Here is an 18,854-nt window from a genome sequence, read left to right as displayed (position 1 = left end):
CATGCCGGTTGACACGTTATGGGGATGGGTGGGGCCGCTCCTGGTCACCGCCTTCGGGGGATTCCTGAGGTTCTTTCGGCTCGGTGAGCCGCACGCGGTCGTCTTCGACGAGACCTTCTACATGAAGGACGCCTACGCGCTGCTGCGATTCGGGGTCGAGCGGGTGGCTCTCGGAACGACCGACGACCCGATCGCCGACCGGATGATCATCGCAGGCAACCTCGACTTCTGGAAGAAGTGCCCGACCGTCGACGAGTGCGCCGAATACGTCGCCCACCCGCCGCTCGGCAAGTGGATGATCGCGGTCGGCGAGTGGCTGTTCGGCCTGACGCCCTTCGGCTGGCGCTTCGCCGGCGCGGTGGTGGGCACGCTGTCCATCCTGATCATCGCCAGGGTCGCCCGCAGGATGACCCGCTCCACGCTGCTGGGCTGCCTGGCGGGGCTGCTGCTCGCGCTCGACGGCCTGCACTTCGTGCTCTCCCGCAACGCGCTGCTCGACATCTTCCTGATGTTCTGGGTGCTGGCCGGATTCGCCTGCCTGGTGGTCGACAGGGACCTGTCGAGGCAACGCCTGTCCGACTGGTACGAGAGCTCCCTGCCGACGCCGACGGGGCCGTGGCTGGGCGTCAGACCGTGGCGGCTGGCCGCGGGGGTGTGCCTGGGAGCGGCGTGCGCGGTCAAGTGGTCGGGGATCTTCTTCCTGCTGGCCTTCGCCGTCATGTCGCTGATGTGGGACGCGGGGGCGCGCCGGGCGCTCGGGCTGCGGGAGCCGTACAGGGGAGTGGTGCAGCGGGATCTGACCGGCGCGCTGGGGGCGCTCGCGCTGGCTCCGGCCGTGGTCTACATGCTCAGCTGGACCGGCTGGTTCGTGCGGGCGGAGGGCTGGGGGCGCAACTGGGACCAGGCCACGCAGGCCGGGCCCGCCTTCTTCGTCTTCGACTCGCTGCGCTCGTGGCTGAGTTACCAGCTGCAGGTGCTCGGCTTCCACACCGGCATGGCCAAGGGGCACCCGTACATGTCGGAGCCCTGGCAGTGGCCGCTGCTGCAGCGGCCTGTGTCGTTCTACTATCCGAGCAAACCCCCGCCGACCGGCTGCGGCGCCGACAAGTGCTCCTCGGCGGTGCTGGGCGTCGGCACGCCCGCCCTCTGGTACCTGGCGCTGCTCGCGCTGCTGGCGCTCGTCGGGTGGTACGTGGCCAGGCGCGACTGGCGGGCGGGCGCGGTCCTGCTCGGCTACGGCGTGGGCTGGCTGCCGTGGTTCTACTACGCGATCGCCGACAACCGCACGATGTACCTGTTCTACATGATCCCCGTCGTGCCGTTCATGGTGCTGGCGCTCGTGCTCGTCGCGGGCATCGCGCTCGGCCCCGCGAGCGCGCCGCCGATCAGGCGGGCCGCGGGCGCGGCCACGGTCGGCGCGTGCGCGCTCGTTGTGCTGATCAACTTCTGGTGGCTCTACCCGATCCTGTCGGCTGAGACGATCACGTTCGCACAGTGGTGGGCTCGGATGCTGATGCGCTCGTGGGTGTGAGCGAGGAGCGGCGCACCTTGATCCCGCGCCTGAGCGTGATCGCCGCCGCGATGCACGCCAGCGGGACGGCGGGCAGCAGGTAGCGGTAGTCGAACTCGGCCGTGGCCGCGGGCGCGAGGATCAGCCCGAACGCCCCCAGCCACGGCAGCAGCACGGGGCCGCCCAGGTCCCGCCACCTGACGAGCACCCCGGCGAGGCCGATCAGCAGGATGCCGCCGAGCATGACGCCCTGCAGGTAGAAGATCTTCTGGTAGGCGCTCATGATGCCCGCCCACGGGTGCTCGATCCTGGTCTCCGCCGGGCCCTGCTCGTACATGAACGCGTCGGTGTCGGCGAAGCCGCCCACGGTGGCCCAGTGCGGCAGCCGCTGTGGCCTGCCGTTCGTGTCGAGGTCGTAGTAGGGCCGGAACTGGTACATGTTGTAGGTCTTCGCGTCGGGGAAGCGCGGTCTGCCCCAGGTGAAGGACCGCATGAAGTCGCGCGCGACGACCGCGAGGTAGTCGCCCGGCTGGGCCAGGATCGCCCGCTTGGCGAACTCGCTGGCCACCTCGTTCTTGAAGTCGTCGAACTTCACCTTGCCCGGCAGCCTGTGCAGCACCTCGCCGCCGCCGTTGCCGTTGCCGCTGCCCGTGCCCCACAGGTACCACTGCGCGTAGTTGACCCGCTTGCTGACGGGTTCCTCGATGCACATGAAGGTCAGCGGCAGCTCGCGCGGCAGCTCCAGGTCCATCTTCTTGCAGTCGGCGAAGATCGACACCCGCATGTAGAGGATGAGGCCGTCGCTGTTCGTCATCGCGAACTTGCCGAAGGCCGCGTAGAACCACGCCATGTAGGCGACGACGGGGATGGCGCAGGCCGTGACCATGGCCACGATCGCCTTCCAGCCGCTGCGCTTGATCAGCATGTAGACCACGACCAGGCCGAGGATCGGCAGCCCGATCGAGCGGGTCAGCGCCGTGAGCGCGAGCAGGAACCCGACGACCGCGCCGACCTTCCACGACATGCGCCGGTGCCACAGGACCAGGGTGATGACGCCCACGACCAGCAGCGTGAACATCGTGTCGGACATCACCATCTGCTCGAGCTGGATCTGGTAGGCGTCGAACAGCACGGGAACGGCCGCCAGTGTCGCGCCCCACTTGGGCAGCGCGAACTTCCTGCGCAGCAGCGCGTAGACGAGCACGCCCGTGGTCAGACCCATCAGGTGCTGGGTGAAGACCACCAGGGAGAAGCTGTGGAAGGGACGCAGCAGCATCAGCCAGAAGCTGTAGCCGTCCGGCCTGACCGCGCTCGGCCTCGGGTGCAGCGCCACCGAGACGTACTCGTAGGAGTCGTTGAACCACATCGCGGGGCCGTAGCCGAGCATCGCGACGAGCCGCAGCAACGCGCCCAGCGCGAAGGCGATGAAGAACACGCGGTGTCTGCCCACGTAGGACAGCAAACGAGCCTTTCGTCCTGGGACGGAAGGCTCGACACGCGTTCTCTCGGCAACGCTCACCATGCTTTGACCTCCACCGCTCCTGCTGCAGAGGACCGGATAGTCCTTTCCGGCGGTAGACCCAGCAGCGACAGTGCCGAGCTACTCGATTCTACCATTCGGGCTCTTCGCCGAAGATTCTCCTAAAGAATGCCAGCCCTTTTGACGACTTGACACGACCACGTCAGGGCACAGGGCATGATGGTTGGCTGGAAGTGCCGTGACTGAAGGGTCTAGACGTGGAACTGACGGTGGTCATGCCCTGCCTCAACGAGGCCGAGACCGTAGAAGTCTGCGTACGCAAGGCTGTTGCGTGCATGGAGGAACACGGCATCGAAGGCGAGGTCCTGATCGCCGACAACGGCAGCACGGACGGCTCGCAACAGCTCGCCCGCGACGCCGGGGCTCGCGTGGTCCATGTGGAGGAGAAGGGGTACGGCAACGCCCTCCTCGGCGGCATCCGCGCCGCCCGCGGCAAGTACGTCATCATGGGCGACGCCGACGACTCCTACGATTTCACCGCGCTGGTGCCGTTCGTCGAGCAGCTGCGCGACGGGGCCGACCTGGTGATGGGCAACCGCTTCAAGGGCGGCATCGCCCCTGGCGCCATGCCCCCGCTGCACCGCTACCTGGGCAACCCCGTCCTGTCGTTCGTCGGCAGGCTGTTCTTCCCCAGCGCGATCGGCGACTTCCACTGCGGTCTGCGCGGGTTCCGCCGCGAGTCGATCCTGAACCTGGGGTTGCAGACCGGCGGCATGGAGTTCGCCAGCGAGATGGTGGTGAAGTCCACGCTGCAGGGGCTCGACGTGCGCGAGGTTCCCACCACGCTCTCGCCCGACGGCCGCTCCCGCCCTCCGCACCTGCGCTCGTGGCGTGACGGCTGGCGCCACCTGCGCTTCCTGCTCCTCTACAGCCCCAAGTGGCTCTTCTTCTTCCCCGGCCTCGTCCTCATGGCGCTCGGCCTGGTCGCCGGCGCCGCGCTGACGTTCGGTCCCGTGCAGATCGGCGAGCTGGCCTTCGACGTCGACACGCTGGTCGGCGCGTCCGCCGCGGTGGTGATCGGCTTCCAGGCGTCGCTGTTCGCGCTGTTCACCAAGGTCTACGCGGCGGAGGAGGGATTCCTCCCCGAGTCGCCGCGCGTCCGCAAGCTGATCAGCATCGTGACGTTGGAGAAGGGGCTGGTCGTCGGCGGCCTGCTCGCGGTCGCCGGTCTGGTCGGCCTGGTGATGTCGCTGGTCCACTGGCAGGTCCGCAGCTTCGGCGCGCTCGACCCCCGCGAGTCGCTGCGCATCGTCGTGCCGTCGGCCACCGCGCTCATCATGAGCTTCCAGACCATCTTCGCCGCGCTGTTCGTCAGCATCCTGGGCATCAGGCGCACCAGGGAGACGGCCATCGACGTCGCCGCCAAGGCGGCGGAGGAGGCCGCCGAGGCGGTCACCAGGGACCAGTCCTCCGCCCCCAAGGGTTGAAGCCTCGACGAGCCGGGCGCGGCCTCCTTCGCGATGCCGCGCAAGACGGTTGGCCCGAGCCTTAGTCTTGATGCCATGTTCTACGTCTCCACGCCGATCTACTACGTCAACGACGCTCCCCACCTGGGCCACGCCTACACGACCGTCGCGGGCGATGTGCTGACGCGCTGGCACCGCCAGCGTGGTGAGCAGGTGTGGTACCTCACGGGCACCGACGAGCACGGCCAGAAGATCATGCGCACCGCCGAGGCCAACGGCGTCACACCGCAGGAGTGGGCCGACAAGCTGGTCGAGGAGGCGTGGAAACCGCTCTGGCAGCACCTCGAGATCGCCAACGACGACTTCATCCGCACCACGGAGAAGCGCCACACCGAGCGGGTCCAGGAGTTCGTCCAGGACCTCTACGACAAGGGCGAGATCTACAAGGGCGGCTACGAGGGCCCCTACTGCGTGGGCTGCGAGGAGTTCAAGACCCCCGGCGAGCTGCTGGAGGGTGACCTCTGCCCGATCCACAAGCGACCTGTCGAGTGGCTGCGCGAGGACAACTACTTCTTCAAGCTCTCCGAGTACGGCGAGCGCCTGCTGGAGTTCTACGAGGCCAACCCCGACTTCGTCCAGCCCGCCTCCGCGCGCAACGAGGTCGTGCAGTTCGTCAAGCAGGGCCTGCAGGACCTGTCGATCTCCCGCTCCACCTTCGACTGGGGCATCCCGATCCCGTGGGACGACAAGCACGTCATCTACGTGTGGGTCGACGCCCTGCTCAACTACGCCACTGCGGTCGGCTACGGCTCCGACCCCGCGCGCTTCGAGCAGATCTGGCCGGCCAACGTCCACCTCGTGGGCAAGGACATCCTGCGCTTCCACGCGGTCATCTGGCCCGCGATGCTGATGGCCAACGGGCTGCCGCTGCCCGGCAAGGTCTTCGCCAACGGCTGGCTGATGGTCGGCGGCGAGAAGATGAGCAAGTCCAACCTGACCGGCATCTCGCCGCAGCAGCTCACCGAGCACTTCGGCGTCGACGCCTACCGCTACTACTTCCTACGGGCGATCCCGTTCGGCCAGGACGGCTCGTTCTCGTGGGAGGACTTCGCCGCCCGCTACACCTCCGAGCTGGCCAACGACTTCGGCAACCTGGCCTCCAGGGTGGCGGCCATGGTCGGCAAGTACTTCGACGGCGAGCTGCCCGCGGCCGCCGGCCAGGAGGAGGCCATCGCCACCGCGCTGGCCGAGACCGTGGCCAAGGCCGACAGGGCGATCGGCGACGAGCTCGACTTCGCGGGCGGGCTCGGCGCGATCTTCGACTTCGTGAAGCTGGTCAACGGCTACCTCAGCGAGCAGGAACCGTGGAAGGTGGCCAAGGACACCTCGGAGGAGGGCCGCGCCAGGCTGGCCACGATCCTCTACACCGCCGCTGAGGCACTGCGCGCGGTCGCCGTGCTGCTCAACCCGGTGATGCCGGCCACCGCGGAGAAGCTGTGGGCGTCGCTGGGGGCTGAGGAGCACCTGGGCGCGCTGACCGCACAGCGGGTGGGCGAGGCCGGCCAGTGGGGCAGGCTGCCCGCGGGGGCGCGGGTCGTGAAGGGCGAGATCCTCTTCCCGCGCTTGGAGAGCGTCGCATAACGAGCGCGAACGCTCGCTGCGCGCGTGGAGGCTCGGGCCGCTCTCTCGGGAGCCTGCCCGAGCCTCCTCGTTGATGACCTCGCCGGCTGGACCCCCGGTCGCTCTCCGGTTCAGCCGTGCAGTGCGACGGGGAGGGCGGTCAGCCGGGTTCCCTGAATGCCGCCGAGGCTGGTCTGCCGGAGGTCGGTGAAGGGGATGGCGAGGCGGGCGCCGGGAAAGTCGGTTCGCAGCACCGTGGCCACCGCGCGCAGTTCGAGCTGGGCCAGTTGCGCGCCGACGCAGAAGTGCGGGCCGGCGCCGAAGGCCAGGTCAGGTCCGGACGGGCGGGCGGGGTCGGTGTTGATTCCCTGGATGTCGACGAGCACAGGCGCTCGGGCGGGGAGCCGTACTCCGGCGAGTTCGAGCTCGGTGGTCGTGAACCTCCAGAGCGTGAAGGGCGCGGGTGGGTGCCGCCTCAGCGTCTCGCGGACCAGTTCGTCGGTCGTCCCTTCGCCCGCCGGGGTCCGGTGAGTGCCGCCCGCGAGGACGCGCGCGACCAGGAAGCCGAGGGCGGCGTCGGTGGTCAGCTGCCCTGCGAAGATCAACGCGAACAGGTGGTACTGCAGTTGCTCCCGGGTGGTCTCGGGGGAGACCCGGTCACGCAGCTCGGCGGCGAGTCCCTCGCTGCCGTCGCCGAGTCCTGAAGCGGCCAGTTCCGCGAGTGCGGCGATGGCCCTGCTCTGCTCGGCGGGATCGAACATCCGCCGGCAGGCGTCGGTGGCCTGGTCGACGAGGTCGAGGGGAATGCCGAGCAGGTCGAGCAGGACGGTGAGCGGGTAGCGGGTGGTGAAGTCGGCCATGAGGTCGACCGCCGTGCCGTCGGCGGCCAGTTCGGTGAGGAGCTCCCGGGCGATCGCGTGGACCCGATCGGACTGCTCGCGGATCCGCCTGGCGTTGAGCAGCGGGGCGTGCGCGCGTCGCAGGCTCGCGTGTTCGGGGCCGTCGAGAGTGGTGAGTGATGGCTGCTCGGCGGCGGTCTGCTCGAGCCCGGCGGTGTGCCGGTCCCAGCTCAGGGGCGCGAGGGCCGGGTCCTTGGCGATGCGCGGGTCGGCCAGGACGTCACGCGCCAGGTCGTCGTCGGTCACGATCCACACCGGTCCCCCGGCCGGGGCGTTCACCTGGACGATGGGGCCGGCGGCGCGCAGGGCGGCACGGATGGCATCGGGCTCGGTGATGCCGCGGGTGGTCGCGGCGAACGGGTCGATGCCGTCGAGGCGGGGCGCGTTGAGCATCAGGACTCCATGAGGTCTAGGGGATTCGCATGAGGAGATGAGGTGCTGACGGCGGGCGCGCCTGCGAGAGGGGCGTCGGATGAGCGGTGAGGTGCTGATGGTGGCCTGGCACGGGAGGCGGGCGATCGGCGGATGGGCGAGAGGGCGGCGGTCACGACCAGATACCTCCATGGTGAAGTAACTCCACGGTGAAGGTAAAGTGGTGGCGGTAGGTTGTCAAAACGAGCCGCTGACGCGGATCACCCGTACGAGAAGGAAGGCGGAGGACCTCGATGGGGGAACCGAAGCTCGGTCACGTCTCGGCGCAGCATCACCGGCTCATGGAAGGGCTGAGGGTCTACGGCGCGAACTACACCGAGTTCACCAGGCGCTTCGCGGCCTGGCTCGGCGTGCACTCCACCGACGCCGTCGCCCTCATGGAGATCTTCTACGCCGAGGACAGGGGCGCCCCACTGTCCCCGGCCCGCCTCAGCGAGCGCATCTCGCTGTCCTCTGGCGCCACCACCGCGCTGCTGAACCGCCTCGAACGCGCCGGGCACATCATCCGCACCCGCGAACACACCGACCGGCGGATCGTCACCCTGACCAGCAGCCCGCACATTCAGGAGCCCGCCAGGAAGTTCTTCGGGCCCCTCGCCGACCGCCTGGACGCCACGATGTCCCGATACCCGCCCGAGCTGCTCCAGCAGTTCGAGACCTTCCTGCACGACCTGTGCACCGCCATGGACGCGCAGCTCGAGCAGCAGGACCACGACGACTGACCGGCAGCCCGCTCACTGAGGTGCTCGCAGTTGTCCATGACGAGCAGCGTGGAGCGTTCGGCCAGCGCGGCGACCAGCCTGGAGGTGGGAGTCATGGCGTCGGGGAGGCTCAGCAGCGCGCCCTCGCGCAGGCCGAGCGCGCCGAGGAGCGCCTGGGGCAGTTCGGCGCCGTCCTGGATCGCCGAGAGGTCGGCGAAGGCGACGTCGTCGCCGCTCGCGACCTCGACCGACAGCCGGGTCTTGCCCACCCCTCCGGGGCCGAGCAGGGTGACCAGGCGGGCCTCGCGCAGCAGGTCGCGCACACCTTGGAGGTCGGACTCCCTGCCGACCAGGCCGGTCAGCGGGGCGGGCGGAGCCGAAGGGCGGGCCCCGCGCAGCAGGCTCCGGTGGACGGCGGCGAGCTCGGCCGAAGGATCGGCGCCCAGCTCCTCCGCCAGCACCTGCCTGGTCTCCTCGTAGGCGACCAGCGCCTCGGCCTGCCTGCCCTCGGCGTGAAGAGCGCGCATGAGCTGGCCGCGGAGGCGCTCGCGCAGCGGATGGCGGTCGATCTCGCCGCGCAGCTCGGCGGCGACACCGGGGGCTCCGCCGCGCAGGTCGGCCTCGAACCGGTCCTCGAGCGCGGTCAGCCTGCGTTCCTCCAGATGGACGGCGTCGGCCGACGCCGGTCCCCGCCACAGCGCAAGCGCCTCGCGCAGCAGATCGGCGGCCCCCGCGGAGTCACCGGCCTCCAGCGCGGCACGGCCCGCGTCGGCCAGGCGGAGGAAGACGTGCGCGTCGACCGCCGAGGGATCGACGTCGAGGCGGTAGCCGCCGGGCAGCAGCTCGATCGTGAACGAGCGGCGCAGGCGGGAGACCTGCGACTGCAGGGCGTGGGCGGCGTTGGCGGGGGGCTGCTCGCCGTACAGGGAGTCGATCAGGGTGTCGGCGGAGACGACCTGGCCCGCGCGGGCCAGCAGCAGCGCGAGCAGGGCGCGCTGGGTAGGGCCGCCGAGCGGCACCTGTGTCCCGTCGGCGCGCCAGGCGACGGTGGAGCCGAGGATCCCGAACCGCATGGGGGTCATTCTCCCCGGTACCTTTGGGTGAGTGAGCACGCTTCCCGCCGCGCCAGAGCCGCTGACCGCGCCCGTCTTCGACAGCCACTGCCATCTCGACATCATGGTGGGCAACAGGCAGGCCTCCTCGGGAGACCCGGTGGCGCAGGCCGCGCAGGCGGCCTCGGCCAGCGTGGAGAGCATCCTGGCCGACTCGCGCGCCGTGGGTGTGAGCAGGCTCGTCACGATCGGCTACGACCTGCCGTCCTCGGTGTGGGGGGCGCGGGTCGCCGCGGCCCACGGCGACGTCTTCGCGGGCGTGGCGATCCACCCGAACGAGGCGCACGCCGCGACGCCCGAGGTGCTGGCCGAGATCGAGGCGCTGGCCTGCGAACCCGACGTGCGGGCGGTCGGCGAGACGGGGCTCGACTACTACCGCGACTGGGCGTCGAAGGACGACCAGCACGCCAGCTTCCGCGCGCACATCGAGATCGCCAAGCGGACCGGCAAGGCGCTGGTGATCCACGACCGCGACGCGCACGACGACGTGCTGAAGGTGCTGGCGGCGGAGGGGGCTCCCGAGCGCGTGGTCTTCCACAGCTACTCGGGAGACGCCGACATGGCCAAGAAGTGTGTCGAAGCCGGATATTTCATGTCCTTCTCCGGCCCTGTGACGTACAAGAACGCCGGCTATCTGCGCGAGGCGGCCAGGGTGGCGCCCAAGGAGCTGATCCTGGTCGAGACCGACGCGCCGTACCTGCCGCCGGTCCCGCACCGCGGCAAGCCCAACGCCCCCTACCTCATCCCGCTCACCCTGCGCTGCCTGGCCGAGGTCAAGGACATGCCAGCTGATGAACTGTGCGCGGCCGTGAACGCCAACGGAGAGGCCGTCTTCGGCATCTTCCGGTGAGGCCGTCCCGCGCTCGGTTAGCCTCGCGCGGGTGATGGCTAGAGGACGACGACGCGCTCCCCGGCCCCTCTGGAAGTCGGGCCGGGCGTTGGCTGGATACGGGCTCGCGACGGCTGCCCTGGTTGGTTCGGCCATCGCCGCCACGCTCGGCGAGGACGTCTCGCTGGTCGTGGACGGCAAGGCCATGGCGCTGCGCAGCACCGCCGCCACGGTGGCCGAGGTGCTGAAGGAGGCCTCGATCCCCTTCGGCGAGGACGACTACCTCCAGCCCGGCGCCCACACCGCGATCGGCGAAGGGAGCACGATCGTGGTCCGCCACGCCCGCCCGATCACGCTCACCGTCGACGGCCGTACGGCCAGGCACCTCGTCACCGCCACGAGCGTCGGCGCGGCCCTCGACGAGCTGGCCATCGAGCACGGCGGCAGCCGCCTGTCCGCGCCGAGGACCAGGGCGCTCCCGCTGGGCGGGATGGCGGTGACGATGTTCACTCCACGCGAGGTGCACGTGGTCGCGGGCGAGCGCCGCGTCACCACCACGACCACCGAAGGCACGGTCAGGGGCGTGCTGCGGGAGACCAGGGTCCGGTACGGCAGGGGCTACCGCGTCACGCCCGCGCTCGGCAGCTTCCCTCACGAGGGCACCACGATCACGGTCACCCCGCCGGGGCCCGCCACGCCGGCGCACACCATCCCGATCCAGGCCGACGTGGCGCGGCTCGACTGGGCAGCGCTGGCCGCGTGCGAGTCACGCGGCAACCCGCACGCCTACAACCCCTCGGGCCCCTACTACGGCCTGTACCAGTTCAGCCTGCCGATGTGGCAGGCCGTCGGCGGCTCGGGCATGCCACACGTCTGGTCCGCCGAGGAGCAGACCTACCGGGCCCAGCTGCTCTACCAGCGGGTGGGCGGGCGCTGGCAGGGGCAGTGGCCACACTGCGGCGCCAGACTCTTCGGCTAGCCGCATCCCGCTCTGCCGCGAGCCGCCTCAGCCGCTCGCCAGGTGCCTCAGCCACCCGCCGAGGCGTCTTAGCTGCCGGCCGAGATTTCTCAGCTGCCGGCAGAGGCGCCGAACTCGGCGCCTCGTGGCGGTTTGAGCTCCTGGATGGTCTCCTCGTTGCGTCCGATGACGCCCGCCGCGCCGTACGGCAGAGCGTCGGGGGCGCCGGCGACCAGGCGGTTGCCGGCGAAAGCGACCGACCAGCCGAACCTGCCCCCCTGGGCGGGAACCAGTATGCGCTCGGCGGAGCTGTCAGCGCCCGACAGGATCCGCACCGCGCCCTTACCTCCGGCGTAGGGAGCGCCGACCGCGAGCCTGCCGTCCTGGGAAGCGGCAAGCGAGAAGCCGAAGTTGCCCTCGCCCTTCACCCTCCTCGTCGGATTGCCCGCGGTGTCGAGGAACTGCACGACGTTGGCCTGCGGCGCGCCCACCGCGATGCCGATCCCCTCGACCCCCTCGACGTAGGCCACCGAGTAGCCGAACCTGTCGCCGGCCTGGTTGTCGGGCGGCTCCCACTTGACGCCCGACGGCTTCTGCGCGGTCACGTCGGTGATGATGCTCACCGAGCCCGAGTCGAGCCTGCCCTGGCCGTTCTGGACGCCCGCGCCGTCGTCGTTCTCGTACGGCACGCCCACGACCAGGCTGTTGCCCTTCGCGAAGGCCAGCGCCCAGCCGTACTGGTCGCCCACCTCGGGGTTGCCGGGCACCTCCTTCGGCTCCTGGCTGATCTTCTTCAGGGTGCCTTCGCCCTGGCGGACGTAGACCGCGCCGGTGTCGGCCAGGTCCCCCAGGTCCTCGTACGGCGCGCCCACGGCGATCAACGTGCCCTTCGCCGCCACCGACCACCCGAAATGCGCGTCGGCCTGCGGCTCGGGCGAGGTCAGCTTGGTGGGGGTGCCGCCCTTGCTGGGAATCAGGTAGGCGACGCCCGCGTCCTGCAGACCCTCCACGTCCGCGTACGGCGCGCCGACCAGCAGATCGGCGCAGCCGTCGCCGTCGACCTCCGCCATGGCCACCGACCAGCCGAACCCGTCGTTCTCCTGGAGGGCGGGAAGCCTGACCGGGACGATCTGGCCGCCGGAGACCAGCGAGACCGAGCCGGCGCCGTCGAAGGGGTCGCCCACGACCACGTCGCCGCTGCAGGCCATCGCCCGCGCGGCAGCCTCGCCACCGTTGCCCGGGACCATGGCGGCCGCGAGGAGGACGGCGAGGAGCACCCTGGTCATGACAGCCGCACCTCCACTTCCCTTCCTCCCTGCAGCATGGTGCCGGACAGGACGGCCGGCATCCGCTGCGGCGGCAGGTCGAACACGAACGTCCCGTCGATCCGCCCACCTGGTGGGATCGAGTCGGGAACCGCGCTGGACAAGGTCGTGGCCTCGTGGCTGGCGCCCCTGTCGTCGCGCAGCGTGACCGAAGGCCTGCCGATGGTGCGGGCCGTACCCCCGGGATTCACCATCGTCCACTTGATCACGCAGAACCGGCCCGAGGTGGGCTGGTTGCCGCCGTAGTCGGTCAGGCCGCAGTCGGGCCGTTGCGCGACGATCAGCTGTGGATCGTCGAAGCCGGGACCCAGCGCGAACCGCCTGCCGACGTCGGTGATACCCGCCGACTGGCCGCCGCCCGCGTTCGTGGGACGCACGGGGGACGAGGGCGAGGGGCCGCCGACGATCAGGATCGCGACCGTGACCAGCAGCGCCACCCCCGCCACGATCGCGGGGATCAGCCAGCGCCTCGTCGTCGGCCTGCCGTCCTCCACGGGAGCCTGCGTCAGCCCGACCGGCGTCGGCGTCGGTGTCGGCGTCGGCGATGGCGGTGGCGTCGTCGTCGCGACCGGCGCGCTCGAGTGGAGGGTCGCGGACAGCACCTCCGTGGCGTCGGGCTCGTTGGCGACGTTGGGCGGCGGCCGCCATGCCCGGTCGAGGAGCTCGCTGGCGACCACTGTGGGCGGGTCGGGCGTGGGGACGCGCCCGCCGACCAGCGCGATCAGCAGGTCCTGCGCCGTCGGCCGCTGGAGCGGGTCCATCGCGGTGGCCTGCCGTACCAGCTCGTTGAGCGGCGCGGGCAGCGCGCCGAGGTCGGGCGGCTGGTTCAGCACCCTGCTGGCCAGCGTGATCGCGTCGCCGCGTCCGAACGGGTGGCGGCCGTTGCCCGCGAACGCCACCAGGCAGCCCCACGCGAACACGTCGGCCGCCGGCGTCACCTGACGGCCGCGCACCTGCTCCGGCGCCCACCAGCCAGGACTGCCCAGCAGTTCGCCCGACAGGGTGAAGTTGCTCTCACGGTCGAGGGCGCGGGCGATGCCGAAGTCGATCACCCTGGGCCCCGACATCGACAGGATGACGTTGGCCGGCTTCAGATCGCGGTGCACGAGCCCCGCCACGTGGATCGCGGCCAGCGCCGCCGCCACCCCCAGCGCCACGCCGTGCAGCGCGCCAGGCTCCAGCGCGCCGAACTTGGTGATCTGCTCCGACAGGGGCACGCCCGCGATGTACTCGGTCACCATGTACGGCCTGCCCGCGCTGTCGTTGCCGTTGTCGAGCACCTGCGCGGTGCAGAACGAGGCCACCCTGCGCGCGTTGTCCACCTCCGCGTGGAACCGCGCGTTGAATCCCTCCTGATTGGCGAACTCCGCCCGCACCACCTTCACGGCGACAGGACGACCGGTCGGCGCGATCGCCAGGAAGACCGTGCCCATGCCGCCCTCGCCGAGCCGCCCGAGCAGGCGGTACGGCCCGATCTCCCGTGCGTCGGCCGGACGCAGTGGCCTGGCGCCCGTCGGCTCCATCAGGGAAGTCCCTTCGTCGTTCACACCATCCTCCCTCCTCCTGCCTGGTTCTTCGTAGCGTCGTGGATGCTGGAGACTTAACGGATGACGTGGGGAGTGCCATTGTGAGCCTGCTGGGGCCGGTTGAAATACGTAATTTGGCGGACAAGCTGGACCTTCGCCCGACAAAGAAGTTCGGACAGAACTTCGTGATCGACGGCGGAACCGTCCGGCGGATCGTCCGCACGGCCGGGCTGTCGCCCGACGACGTGGTGATCGAGGTCGGTCCCGGGCTCGGCTCGCTCACTCTCGCCCTGCTGCCCGAGGCCGCCCACGTCGTCGCCGTGGAGATCGACCCCGTACTGGCCACCCAGCTCCCCCTGACCGTCGACACCCGAGGGCTCGGCGACAAGCTGACCGTCGTCCAGGCCGACGCCCTGCGCGTGGGCCCCGGCGACTTCGGCGGGTACGTCCCCACGGCCCTGGTCGCCAACCTGCCCTACAACGTCTCCGTGCCGGTGGTGCTCCACCTGCTGGAGGTGCTGCCCTCGCTCCGCAAGGGCCTGGTCATGGTGCAGGCCGAGGTCGCCGACCGGCTCGCCGCCCCACCCGGCTCCAAGGTGTACGGCGTGCCGTCCGCCAAGGCCGCCTGGTACGCCGACGTCCGCAGAGCCGGGCCCGTCGGCCGGACGGTGTTCTGGCCGGTGCCGAACGTCGACTCCGGGCTGGTCGCCCTGGAGCGCCGCGACCCGCCTACGACCACGGCGACGCGCAAGCAGGTCTTCTCGGTGGTGGACGCGGCCTTCGCACAGCGGCGCAAGACGCTGCGCGCCGCCCTGGCCTCGCTGTTCGGTACGGCTCCGCGGGCGGAGGAGGCGTTGAGGGCCGCCGGGGTGGAGCCTTCGACACGGGGGGAGCAACTGGACATCGTGGCCTTCGCGAGAATCGCGGAGCATCTCGACTGACCAGGGCGGCCGTCCGTCCACAGCCCGCACCCCCTACCACCGTCCACAGCTTGGGCCGCCTACCCTTCACCGTCCACAGAACCTCGCTCGGCCACTTTCCCGTGAGCCTCTCCGCATGATCCTGAGCCTTCCCTTCCACGGCTCAGGAGGTTCTGATGTGGCTCACCATCGGCTTTCTCGCGACGCTCGGCGCCTCGCCAGGCGCGGCGGCCGGCCCCGGAACGCCGCCCTGCCTCGGCACGGTGACGCTTCCGGCCGCCCACACCCGCCTGACGGTCGTCCTGCCTCCGGAGGCGTGCGCTTCTGACCGAAAATCGCCGACACGGTGGTCGGTGATGCGCATGCCGATGACGGACGCCGACTGGCTCGCCACCTGGCGAGACCACTTCTCGGTGTGGCACCACTCCGTTGACGCCCCATCCCGCGTCGACTGGGCTCCGCCTCCTGAGCGGCCGACCCCGACTGATCACTCGCTCGGCCACACGCCGCCTCGCCACACCCCACCTGGCCCCGTCTCGCCTGGCCACATCCCGCCTCGCGTCATCCCGCCTCGCGTCATCCCGCCTCGCGTCATCCCGCCTCGCGTCATCCCGCCTCGCGTCATCCCGCCTCGCGTCATCCCGCCTGGCGTCACGCCGCCTCATGTCACCCTGCCGCGGGTGGCGCCGCCGCCCGTTTCGCCGCCTCGTGTCAGTCGGCCCGGCGTCGGAAAGCCGCGCAACAGGCCTGGCACCGGCAGGCCGCGGGTCTCAGGCACCAAGGGCGACACCGCGGCCATCGCAGCCGTCGCCCGCCTCGGCACCCCGTTCTCCTGGGGCGGCGGCACCTCCTCAGGCCCCAGCAGAGGCATAGGGAGAGGCGCGGGCACCGTCGGCTTCGACTGCTCAGGCCTGACGCTCTACGCCTGGTCCAGAGCAGGGGTGCGGCTCGGCCACTACACCGGGACCCAGTTCCGGCAAGGAAAGAGGGTCCCGCTGTCCGGCCTGCGCCGCGGCGACCTGGTGTTCTTCGGCGGCGGCACGGGCGACCCCACCCACGTCGGCCTCTACCTCGGCAACGGCATCATGATCCACGCCCCCAAGACCGGCGACGTGGTCAAGAGGACCGACTTCCTGGGCTCGGCCTACTACCGCCCCCGCTACCGAGGCGCCGTCCGCCCCGGCTGACCCGAGAAACCCCAACGGCGCCCTGAAAACGCCCGGCCTGCCCGCCGGAGGAACACATCGCGTCCTCCGGCGGTCAGGTGCCACGCCCTCCACGACAAGGTCATCCAACATCCATCGAGACAAGGCAGCCAACGTGCTCCGGAGCGAGGCCATCCAGCGTGCTTCGGGGCGAGGCCGCCAACGTTCTCCGGGGCGGGGCGAAGGCACTCTGAGGCGAGGTCATCGAACGGGCTTTGGAACGGGGGCATCGACGGCCCTCCGGGAGAGGAGATCATCCAGCGTGCTCCGGGACAAGGGTCTCGAACGTGCTCCGGGGCAACGCAGCCAGCGGTGACGCTCAGATGCGGCGGCTCAGGATCGGGAAGCGCTGGCGACAGGGCGGCGACCAGGGGGCCAGGAGCACCTGATCCTCGGGCCGGCCGGGCTCGTACTCCGTGATGCCGAGTCCCGTCGGCTCGAAGCGCTCCGTCCGCGTCGTGACGAGCTTGAGAAGGTGGTCAGGCCGCAGCCCTCAGGCGCCGGACTCCCCACAGACGCGAACACCCAGAGTCCAGGACATCAAGGTCGATCGGAGATCCAGGGCGCGGACCCCTGACTTCAGCCATGGGGGTAAGCCCTTCTCTCGAATCTTTGAGCGGTAGATGAGTCGCCGCTGTATATTGATCAGTGTGGCCGTGACCTTGCGCACGAACAGTAACATCGCCTTCCAATGCGCCTTTCACGTGGTGTGGTGCCCCAAATACCGCAGGCGGGTGCTGGGCGGGCTGATCGAAGCGCGGCTGAAAGAGCTGATCCGCGAGGTGATCGAGGAGAAAGGGGCATGGCTGGTGGAACTGGAAGTCATGCCCGACCACGTTCACCTTCTGGTCGAGGTGGACCCGCAGTTCGGAATCCACAAGCTGGTCAAGGCCATCAAGGGCCGCTCCTCCCGCGTCCTGCGTCAGGAGTTCCCGAGCTTGACGTCGAAACTGCCGACACTGTGGACCAACTCCTACTTCGTGGCCACCGTGGGCGGGGCACCCCTGGAGGTCGTCAAGCGGTACGTCGAGAACCAGAAGAACCGGTGAGGCATCGTGCTGACCGGACGTAAGTACCGCCTGGACCTCACCCAGGAGCAGGCCGAGTTCGCCGAGCGGATCGGCGGAGCCTGCCGCAGCGTCTGGAACACCGCCCTGGAACAGCGCCAGATCTACCGTAGGCGAGGCGGCTGGATCGGCTACCACGACCAGGCCCGCCAGTTGGCCGAGGCGAAGGTCGACTTCGAGTGGCTGGCAGAGGCGCCCGGCCACTGCCTTCAGCAGACGCTCATCGACCTGGACCAGGCATGTGCCCGGCACGGGACGTGGAATGTCCGCTGGAAGTCGCGGGTAAGGAACGCCCCGAGCTTCCGGTTCCCCGAAGGCGGGAAGATCGCCATCCAGCGACTCAACCGGCGCTGGGGGCGGGCGAAACTCCCCAAGCTCGGCTGGGTCCGCTTCCGCATCACCCGCCCGCTCGGCGGGAAGGTCAAGAGCGCCACCGTCAGCCGGGACGGCGAGCACTGGTACATCAGCTTCCTCGTCGAGGACGGAATCGCCCCGCCTGAGCGGCACGCCAGCCCGGGTAGCGGGGTGGGGATCGACCGGGGTGTGGTCAAGGTCGTGACCCGCTCGGACGGCATCTTCCACCACCAGGTGTTCGCCCGTGATCGGGAAGTCGAGCATGCTAAGAAGTTCCAGCGCGGCCTCGCCCGCACGAAGAAGGGCAGTCAGCGACGGAAGCGGGCCGCGGCACGGGTCGCCGACCTGGCGCGGAAGGTCGGCAGACGCCGCCAGGACTTCGCCGCCAAGACCGCCCACACCCTGGCCACGAGCTTCGAGCTGGTCGTGTTCGAGGCGCTGGCGACCAAGAACATGACCGCCGCCGTCGAGCCCAAGCCAGACCCCGAACGGCCGGGCGCGTTCCTGCCCAACGGAGCCGCGAGCAAGTCCGGCTTGAACCGGTCCATCCTGGACAAGGGCTGGCACCGCGTCGAACTCGCCACCCGCAGCAAGGCCCGGTACACGGGCACCCACGTGATCAGCGTCGACCCGGCGTACACGAGTCAGACGTGCAACGTGTGCACGGCGGTGGACCGGAAATCCCGCGAGAGCCAAGCGGTCTTCTGGTGCACCGCGTGCGGACACATCGAGCACGCGGATGTGAACGCCGCTAAGAACATCCTCACCGCCGGGAGGGCGGAGCACGCACAGCCCAGACCGGGTGTGCGGGTTGGGGCGCGCAAACCACGCGACAGCGTGGGCCGGAAGGCTAACCGCCAAGCAACAGCAGCCCAGGGCCACGCTACGGCGAGCCCCGAGCTGGCTGGAATCCCCCGACTTTAGTCGTGGGGAGCGCTTCAAATGAACGTAGACGGCCGGCGGTCCCTTCCAGGGCTGATGGCACGTCCGGGCAGCAGTACGTCATGGCCTTCACCGGTGAGCGCCCGAAGAATCATCCCGTGGAAAGCGCCGGAGGGAGACGACGCAGGAGTGTTGAGGTCCCCATGCGCGTCGAACCAGACGAGGGCGAGGCGCTCGCCGTACCGTCAATCGCCGCGGACACGGGCGCCAACTCGACCCCACAGTCTCCGCCCACGGTCACCACGAACCCTTCGCGGACATCGCCGATGACGGTCCTGGCCTTGCCGGCGGTGGCGGCGAGAGCGGCGGGCGTATCGCCTTCCCCGACCTCGATCCGATGGCGCACAGCGTCGGGCACCATCGCGGCAAGCAACCCGGCCCCCTCGACCAGGCGCTCGGCCGTGGCCGAACCCGACCCCTGCCACTGCGGCACCTCGACGACCATCACCTGCGACATCGGATCCACCTCACCTGCGCTGTGTTGCTCCCGCCGTCGGCAGGATATGCC

At 70.1% G+C, this 18,854-nt stretch carries 15 protein-coding genes and 2 pseudogenes; 10 read left to right on the top strand and 7 right to left on the bottom strand.

Annotated elements, in window-relative coordinates:
• Window position 1: 1 nt before the first annotated feature.
• On the top strand, window positions 2-1,531 hold the full coding sequence (locus tag AB0B45_RS40355; protein ID WP_358142346.1) for a phospholipid carrier-dependent glycosyltransferase: 1,530 nt from the start codon (window positions 2-4) through the stop codon (window positions 1,529-1,531).
• On the opposite strand, the gene AB0B45_RS40350 is transcribed toward AB0B45_RS40355, so the two are convergent.
• The gene (locus AB0B45_RS40350) at window positions 1,482-2,960 is read right to left on the bottom strand and encodes a hypothetical protein (RefSeq protein ID WP_358142343.1); all 1,479 of its coding nucleotides are present in this window, start codon (window positions 2,958-2,960) and stop codon (window positions 1,482-1,484) included. The genes AB0B45_RS40355 and AB0B45_RS40350 overlap by 50 nt on opposite strands.
• 287 nt (window positions 2,961-3,247) lie before the next feature.
• Here AB0B45_RS40350 and AB0B45_RS40345 point away from each other — a divergent pair, with 287 nt between their 5' ends.
• Window positions 3,248-4,477 carry a glycosyltransferase family 2 protein gene (locus AB0B45_RS40345; protein ID WP_358142340.1) on the top strand — a complete coding sequence of 410 codons (1,230 nt, stop codon included), beginning with the start codon at window positions 3,248-3,250 and terminating at the stop codon, window positions 4,475-4,477.
• 75 nt (window positions 4,478-4,552) lie between these two features.
• The gene (gene metG, locus AB0B45_RS40340) at window positions 4,553-6,097 is read left to right on the top strand and encodes a methionine--tRNA ligase (RefSeq protein WP_358142337.1); all 1,545 of its coding nucleotides are present in this window, start codon (window positions 4,553-4,555) and stop codon (window positions 6,095-6,097) included.
• 110 nt (window positions 6,098-6,207) lie between these two features.
• On the opposite strand, the gene AB0B45_RS40335 is transcribed toward metG, so the two are convergent.
• The gene (locus AB0B45_RS40335; RefSeq protein ID WP_358142334.1) at window positions 6,208-7,368 is read right to left on the bottom strand and encodes a cytochrome P450; all 1,161 of its coding nucleotides are present in this window, start codon (window positions 7,366-7,368) and stop codon (window positions 6,208-6,210) included.
• A gap of 272 nt (window positions 7,369-7,640) precedes the next feature.
• Here AB0B45_RS40335 and AB0B45_RS40330 point away from each other — a divergent pair, with 272 nt between their 5' ends.
• On the top strand, window positions 7,641-8,129 hold the full coding sequence (locus AB0B45_RS40330; protein ID WP_358142331.1) for a MarR family transcriptional regulator: 489 nt from the start codon (window positions 7,641-7,643) through the stop codon (window positions 8,127-8,129).
• Window positions 8,130-8,515: 386 nt separating this feature from the next.
• Here the strand turns inward: AB0B45_RS40330 and AB0B45_RS40325 are convergent.
• Window positions 8,516-9,181, bottom strand: a pseudogene (locus AB0B45_RS40325) (AfsR/SARP family transcriptional regulator); the annotation flags it as partial.
• A gap of 31 nt (window positions 9,182-9,212) precedes the next feature.
• Between AB0B45_RS40325 and AB0B45_RS40320 the strand changes: the two are divergent.
• On the top strand, window positions 9,213-10,070 hold the full coding sequence (locus AB0B45_RS40320) for a TatD family hydrolase (protein WP_358142328.1): 858 nt from the start codon (window positions 9,213-9,215) through the stop codon (window positions 10,068-10,070).
• A gap of 34 nt (window positions 10,071-10,104) precedes the next feature.
• A complete protein-coding gene (locus AB0B45_RS40315) occupies window positions 10,105-11,028 on the top strand; it encodes a ubiquitin-like domain-containing protein (RefSeq protein WP_358142325.1) in 924 nt (307 codons plus the stop codon).
• An 89-nt stretch (window positions 11,029-11,117) separates the two neighbouring features.
• On the opposite strand, the gene AB0B45_RS40310 is transcribed toward AB0B45_RS40315, so the two are convergent.
• Window positions 11,118-12,293, bottom strand: coding sequence for a hypothetical protein (locus AB0B45_RS40310; protein WP_358142322.1), 1,176 nt, complete (start codon window positions 12,291-12,293; stop codon window positions 11,118-11,120).
• Window positions 12,290-13,855 carry a serine/threonine-protein kinase gene (locus tag AB0B45_RS40305; protein ID WP_358142395.1) on the bottom strand — a complete coding sequence of 522 codons (1,566 nt, stop codon included), beginning with the start codon at window positions 13,853-13,855 and terminating at the stop codon, window positions 12,290-12,292. Before AB0B45_RS40305 ends, AB0B45_RS40310 begins: the two co-directional genes overlap by 4 nt.
• A gap of 137 nt (window positions 13,856-13,992) precedes the next feature.
• On the opposite strand from AB0B45_RS40305, the gene rsmA reads away from it, so the two are divergent.
• The 4 genes from rsmA to AB0B45_RS40285 all read left to right on the top strand — a co-directional run bounded on the left by rsmA (window position 13,993) and on the right by AB0B45_RS40285 (window position 18,328).
• Window positions 13,993-14,799, top strand: coding sequence for a 16S rRNA (adenine(1518)-N(6)/adenine(1519)-N(6))-dimethyltransferase RsmA (gene rsmA, locus AB0B45_RS40300; RefSeq protein WP_358142319.1), 807 nt, complete (start codon window positions 13,993-13,995; stop codon window positions 14,797-14,799).
• A 155-nt stretch (window positions 14,800-14,954) separates the two neighbouring features.
• Window positions 14,955-15,965, top strand: coding sequence for an NlpC/P60 family protein (locus tag AB0B45_RS40295; protein WP_358142316.1), 1,011 nt, complete (start codon window positions 14,955-14,957; stop codon window positions 15,963-15,965).
• A 668-nt stretch (window positions 15,966-16,633) separates the two neighbouring features.
• Window positions 16,634-17,032 carry an IS200/IS605 family transposase gene (gene tnpA, locus AB0B45_RS40290; protein ID WP_358142314.1) on the top strand — a complete coding sequence of 133 codons (399 nt, stop codon included), beginning with the start codon at window positions 16,634-16,636 and terminating at the stop codon, window positions 17,030-17,032.
• A gap of 6 nt (window positions 17,033-17,038) precedes the next feature.
• Window positions 17,039-18,328 carry a transposase gene (locus AB0B45_RS40285; RefSeq protein ID WP_358142311.1) on the top strand — a complete coding sequence of 430 codons (1,290 nt, stop codon included), beginning with the start codon at window positions 17,039-17,041 and terminating at the stop codon, window positions 18,326-18,328.
• Window positions 18,329-18,342: 14 nt separating this feature from the next.
• On the opposite strand, the pseudogene AB0B45_RS40280 reads toward AB0B45_RS40285, so the two are convergent.
• Together AB0B45_RS40280 and AB0B45_RS40275 are read right to left on the bottom strand one after the other, a co-directional pair.
• Window positions 18,343-18,474 (bottom strand): annotated as a pseudogene (locus tag AB0B45_RS40280) (hypothetical protein); the annotation flags it as partial.
• Entirely contained in the window at window positions 18,438-18,803 is a 366-nt protein-coding gene (locus tag AB0B45_RS40275) for a hypothetical protein (protein ID WP_358142308.1), read from the bottom strand. The pseudogene AB0B45_RS40280 and the gene AB0B45_RS40275, both read right to left, overlap by 37 nt.
• Window positions 18,804-18,854 lie beyond the last annotated feature (51 nt).

This window comes from Nonomuraea sp. NPDC049152, assembly GCF_040648355.1.
In the GTDB taxonomy this organism is placed as follows: Bacteria; Actinomycetota; Actinomycetes; order Streptosporangiales; family Streptosporangiaceae; genus Nonomuraea.
This window is presented reverse-complemented; position numbering and strand designations above follow the sequence as displayed.